This window comes from Candidatus Syntrophosphaera sp. (assembly GCA_019429425.1).
GTDB lineage: Bacteria > Cloacimonadota > Cloacimonadia > Cloacimonadales > Cloacimonadaceae > Syntrophosphaera.
This window is the reverse complement of the sequence record JAHYIU010000118.1, coordinates 1-4,787: the sequence shown is the minus strand read 5'-3', so window position 1 is coordinate 4,787 and position 4,787 is coordinate 1. Positions and strand designations below refer to the sequence as shown.

General features: G+C 54.0%; 5 protein-coding genes. 2 read left to right on the top strand and 3 right to left on the bottom strand.

The annotated features are described in order from the left end of the window. Nucleotides 1-170: 170 nt before the first annotated feature. Nucleotides 171-503, bottom strand: a complete 333-nt coding sequence (locus K0B87_09290) for a TfoX/Sxy family protein (protein MBW6514928.1) — start codon at nucleotides 501-503, stop codon at nucleotides 171-173. Between the two features lie 208 nt (nucleotides 504-711). Here K0B87_09290 and K0B87_09285 point away from each other — a divergent pair, with 208 nt between their 5' ends. Then, complete coding sequence (locus tag K0B87_09285; GenBank protein MBW6514927.1) at nucleotides 712-1,854, top strand: class I SAM-dependent RNA methyltransferase; 1,143 nt, start codon at nucleotides 712-714, stop codon at nucleotides 1,852-1,854. A 130-nt stretch (nucleotides 1,855-1,984) separates the two neighbouring features. After that, on the top strand, nucleotides 1,985-3,136 hold the full coding sequence (gene alr, locus K0B87_09280) for an alanine racemase (GenBank protein MBW6514926.1): 1,152 nt from the start codon (nucleotides 1,985-1,987) through the stop codon (nucleotides 3,134-3,136). A 30-nt stretch (nucleotides 3,137-3,166) separates the two neighbouring features. Here the strand turns inward: alr and K0B87_09275 are convergent, their stop codons facing one another. Both K0B87_09275 and K0B87_09270 read right to left on the bottom strand, forming a co-directional pair. Continuing rightward, the gene (locus K0B87_09275) at nucleotides 3,167-3,769 is read right to left on the bottom strand and encodes a T9SS type A sorting domain-containing protein (protein MBW6514925.1); all 603 of its coding nucleotides are present in this window, start codon (nucleotides 3,767-3,769) and stop codon (nucleotides 3,167-3,169) included. A gap of 36 nt (nucleotides 3,770-3,805) precedes the next feature. Then, nucleotides 3,806-4,384: a hypothetical protein gene (locus K0B87_09270; protein ID MBW6514924.1), complete on the bottom strand. Its 579-nt coding sequence runs from the start codon at nucleotides 4,382-4,384 to the stop codon at nucleotides 3,806-3,808. Nucleotides 4,385-4,787 lie beyond the last annotated feature (403 nt).

The following is a 4,787-nucleotide window of genomic DNA, read 5'->3' as shown; positions in this document are numbered from 1 at the left end:
GATCACTTGATGATGTGCAGAAAGCTCTGGTTGAAAGTTTCTCGTACCTGGACAACAATAAAGAGATGGTCTCAAAGCTGACCTATTTCAAGTGGCTAAATTTGGATACATGAAAGCGAAATGTTATCAGACTTCGCATCAGGCATAGTGGCAGGGGAGGCGAAACGGCCCTACTTCTTCCTGCCTTTTTTTGGTTTTGGAACAGGCAGTTCCCGCGCCGTGATCCGGACCAGATCGGCCAACCAGCCCGGCTCGTCCCATTCTCCCTCGGAGATCAAAAACCAATCCTTGCCTCCCGGATAGGGCGGCGCTTCCTCGACCTCGCCAATGAAAGCCCTGCCTCCGGCCGTGGGCTTGACAAACAACTGATCGTCGCAGACCAGGGCGACCACCTTGCCATCGCAATAAACTCCGTATTCGCCGAACATTTTCCTGGCGGAGACATCCCACGCGGCTTGGATCCGCTCGAGTATCAAGTCAACCGTTTCCTGTTGAGTGGCCATCTTTTCTCCTCAGTTTGGCTTCTGTCCAACTGCTTGGCCAGGATGAAGGATGTTATGTAAGGGATTCAGATATCCTTGCTTTCCAGTTGTAATCAAACTGATCTCCAGAAGGAGAAAAGGCCGAAAAGTGTCAAGGGTTTGTGGCGCCGCGCGATTTTCCATTGACAGAAATGGGCGTGCCGGATTGGCTTGTATAAAGGAAAAGCGGGTGATCATGGAATATCAGGAAAAAGGTAAATACTTCGCCGTGGTGGCGGGAAGCCTCGAAGCATTGGCCAAAGCGGAACTGGAGGAACTTGGCGCCACGGTGCTGCAGGAAGTGCCGCGCGGGATGCGGTTCCAGTGCGATCCCCGGACCCTCTACCGCGTTGTCTACTGTTCCCGCATGCTGCAAAGGGTTTTGGCCCCCCTGGCCAGTTTTCGCTGCCACAGCGAGGATTATCTCTATAAGCAGGCGCGCCAGGCGGTGGACTGGACCGCGCTGTTCCCTCCGGAAGAGAGTTTCGGCATCGATAGCACGGTGGCGCGCAGCAAGATCAGCCATTCCCTGTATGCCGGGCAGCTCCTCAAAGACGCCATTTGCGACAGTTTCCGGGAAAAATATGGCCGACGCCCGGATTTTGCCTCCAGCGGAGCCAGGATCGGCTTCAACCTGCACATCAGCGACAATTGGGCAACAGTGTCTTTGGACCTGACCGGAAGCATGCACAAACGCGGCTATCGGCAGGAAGCGGTGGCGGCGCCTCTGCAGGAAACCCTGGCCGCGGCGCTGGTCCGGCTTTCCAAATGGCAGGGAGACAGACCTTTGGAAGATCCGATGTGCGGTTCCGGAACCATTCTGGCGGAAGCCTTGATACTGTATACGCGCACCCCGGCAGCCTTTCTGCGCCAGGACTTGGGCATCACTTATCTGCCGGATTATGACCCCAGCCTGTGGCAAAAGGTGAAAACCGATGCCGACAAAGAGATCCGGCCCCTTCCTCCTGGGCTGATCCGCGGTTCGGACATCAATCCAGGCAGCGTCGCGATCGCCCGCAATAACCTTGCCGCGCTGCCCGGCGGAGAAAACGTGGAACTGCAAGTCTCCCGATTCCAGGACCTTCCCTCGCGTCCGGAAATGTGCGTGATCTGCAATCCGCCCTATGGGGTGCGTTTGGGCGATAGCGGCGCCACGGTCAGGCTCTATAACGAGCTGGGCGATTTCCTGAAGCAGAAACGCCCGCGGGGCGAGGCCTACGTCCTCTGCGGCAGCCGGGAACTGGTTCCGGCCCTGCGCCTCAGGGCCTATTGGAAAAAACGGCTCAAGAACGGGGACCTGGATGTGGTGTTCGCGAAAATATTACTGCGCTGAGCGGATTTTTCCTTGACAGCCATTTTCAGGCCTATCATTTAGTATGTTATGAATCAATACAAGACAACGCGCAAACACATCAGAGGCGCATTTAACTATTGGAAATCAGAACCAGCGGGAGGACGCAATGCTGCATTCAAGCTGGATTGAACTCGACCGCGCAGCCCTGAACAAGAATATTCGCTATCTGCGCAAACGAATTGGGGAGAAAGCTGTTTTCGTGTCCGTGATCAAGGGCAATGCTTATGGTCACGGCATCGAGGAATTCATACCCCTGGCGGAAGCGGCGGGAGTGAAAAACTTCGCCGTCTATGACGCCTTTGAAGCCAGCCGCGCTCAGAAGGTCATAGCCCCGGACATTCATTTGATCATCATGGGCATGCTCGACGAGGACCAGATGAATTGGGCCATCGCTGGGGATATTGCCTTCTTTGTCTTTACTGAAGAGCGTTTGGCCGCCGCCATAGCGGAAGCCCGCAAGCAGAAGAAGAAGGCTCTGGTCCATCTGGAACTGGAAACCGGTATGAACCGCACCGGCCTGGATGAAGCGGAATTACCGCGCATAATTCAGTTGATCAAAAAGAACAGCCGCTACTTGCAGATCGAGGGAATCTGCACCCACTTTGCCGGGGCGGAAAGCATCGCAAATTACCACCGCATCCAGCAGCAATACCAGCAGTTTGAGAAACTCAAAAAACTCCTCAGAAGGGAAGGGATAAAGCCCCAATACTATCACAGCGCCTGTTCCGCAGCGGCCCTGATCTACAAGCATACGATCATGGACCTGGTGCGTTTTGGCATCGCGCAGTACGGCTTTTGGCCCAGCATGGAAACCAAGATGAACAACCTGCTCTCCGCGGAATCAAAATTCACCCGCGATCCCCTGAAGGCGATCCTCAGCTGGAAAAGTCGCGTCATGAGCGTTAAAACCGTGGACAAGGGCAATTTCATCAATTACGGAAACGCCTTTCTCAGCACCAAAAACATGAGGCTGGCCACTGTGCCCATCGGCTATCATCATGGTTACAGCCGCACCCTGGGAAATTCAGGCCACGTGCTGATCCATGGCAGAAGAGCGGATGTGGTGGGCATGGTCAACATGAACATGTTCATGGTCAACGTGACCACTATACCTGGCGTGAAGGTCGGAGACGAGGTCGTTTTGATCGGCAGGCAGGGCGATTTGAACATATCTGTAGCCTCCTTTGCCGAACTGACCAAGATGGTCAATTACGAGCTGCTTTCCCGGCTGCCCTACCAGATCCCCAGGATCGTCGTTTAGGCCCGCCTGGGCAGGGTTCAGAACCCCGGGTTACCTGATTATCACCAGCTTCCGCAGCAGGGATCCGTTTTCGCTGGAGATCATGAGTAAATAGATTCCCGGAGGCAGATCCGGAAGCTGCATGTTCAAAATGTCCATTTGTGGAACCAAGGTATCTGTTTCCTGCAGCTTGCGCCCTTTCAAATCAAACAGTGTGACCTCCACCTTTGCCGGGATTTTAGCCTCAAAGGCAAGGTTGATCAGGGTTTTGGCCGGATTGGGATAGACGCGCACGTTCCATGTATGGGCCGGCGGAATGGTCTCATCCTCGTTTTCCACGGGCAGAAAGCCGGTCAGGTAGAACAATCCGCTGGTATTGATCACATAAAATGAGGGTGTGTTGACCAGGGGAAAGACCTCCAGTTCACGCACCGCGCCGCTCAGATCCTGGTGGGAGAGCGGAGCCCGAGTGCCGTCTGGATGCAGCAGTTCCAGATAGTTTCCTTCGTAGTTCTGCTGGTTCCAGCCCAGGGGAATGTAGCCCCCAAAATCCGGACCTATGCAGGAAAGATGCTCGGTATAAAAAACCACTTCCCAAGTGGCGCCGAAATCATGTGAGCGCCAAAGCCCGTCGGAATCCGAACCCGCGTCCATCAGGCCGTACAGGGTGCCGTCTGTGCTAAAACGGAATCACCGCAGCATGACCATGGAGCTCGCTTGCCAGGTCTGGCCTGCGTCCGCGGAGTAGTAGACCCCGTTGCTTCGGTTGGCGACAAAATGGTCACCGTAAAAAGCCAGGCTGGTGCAGGGGCCCTCTCCTAAACCAGGTGTCCCGTACCAGTTCAGGCCGTCGGGGGAGCGGAACAGCCCCAACTGTTCGCCCACATAGTAATATCCGTTGGCTGGGCAGTAGCGGATGAATTTGGGCCAGTAGAACCAATGGTTGATTGTCCAGACGTGCGTGCCCAGGTCGAATTTATACACCCCGTCGCTGTATGAACCAGCTCCCATGATGGCCAGCAGGGTGTCATAGTCCCTCTGGCAAAGGTCCAGCACCGGCAGATTTGAGTAGTGGGGATAGGAGTTCCAGACATCACCCTCAAAAAGGTACACCGTGCCGTGGGTGTCTTCCATTCCACCAATGCTGAGCGGATCGCTATCCAGATTGGCACAGATGAGCCCCTCAACCTGCGGCCCGAAAGGCTCGCAGCCAAAGGCGTTGCAGCCCAGCGCAAAGAATGCCATAGCCAGCAATAAAGCGTATCTCATGGTATCCTCCCCGGCCCCGAGGCCTGTTCCAGGACACTGCAATCAAATGAAGCAATATTTATTCCTTAATTACTGAATTAAGAGGGAAGCCCTGATTTGCAGGGAAGCCAAGTTTTAAAACTTGACAGGTATCCGAAATCTGAAAACAGGTTTGTTTGAATATTTTGGTCCAAGGGAGTGTCTTAATGAAACGGATGCTGCTGCTAATGCTTCTATTACCGTTGCTCGCAAGCTGTTGCGTAAACAAAGCCGCGGAGAAAGCCCCCCAGTGCATACTAAGACCGTTGCACATAAAAGTGGACAAAAAGTATACGTAAAAAGTTCTTGACAAATTATATACGCTATTCATTTTGGTTCCAACACAACACGGGAGTCAAACATGGAAAAAGAGACCATAACCTTC

Coding starts and splice junctions, on each gene's coding strand:
- K0B87_09270 (MBW6514924.1), bottom strand. CDS start 4,384: ATGAGATACGCTTTATTGCTGGCTATGGCATTCTTTGCGCTGGGCTGC.
- K0B87_09290 (MBW6514928.1), bottom strand. CDS start 503: ATGGCCACTCAACAGGAAACGGTTGACTTGATACTCGAGCGGATCCAA.
- K0B87_09275 (MBW6514925.1), bottom strand. CDS start 3,769: ATGGACGCGGGTTCGGATTCCGACGGGCTTTGGCGCTCACATGATTTC.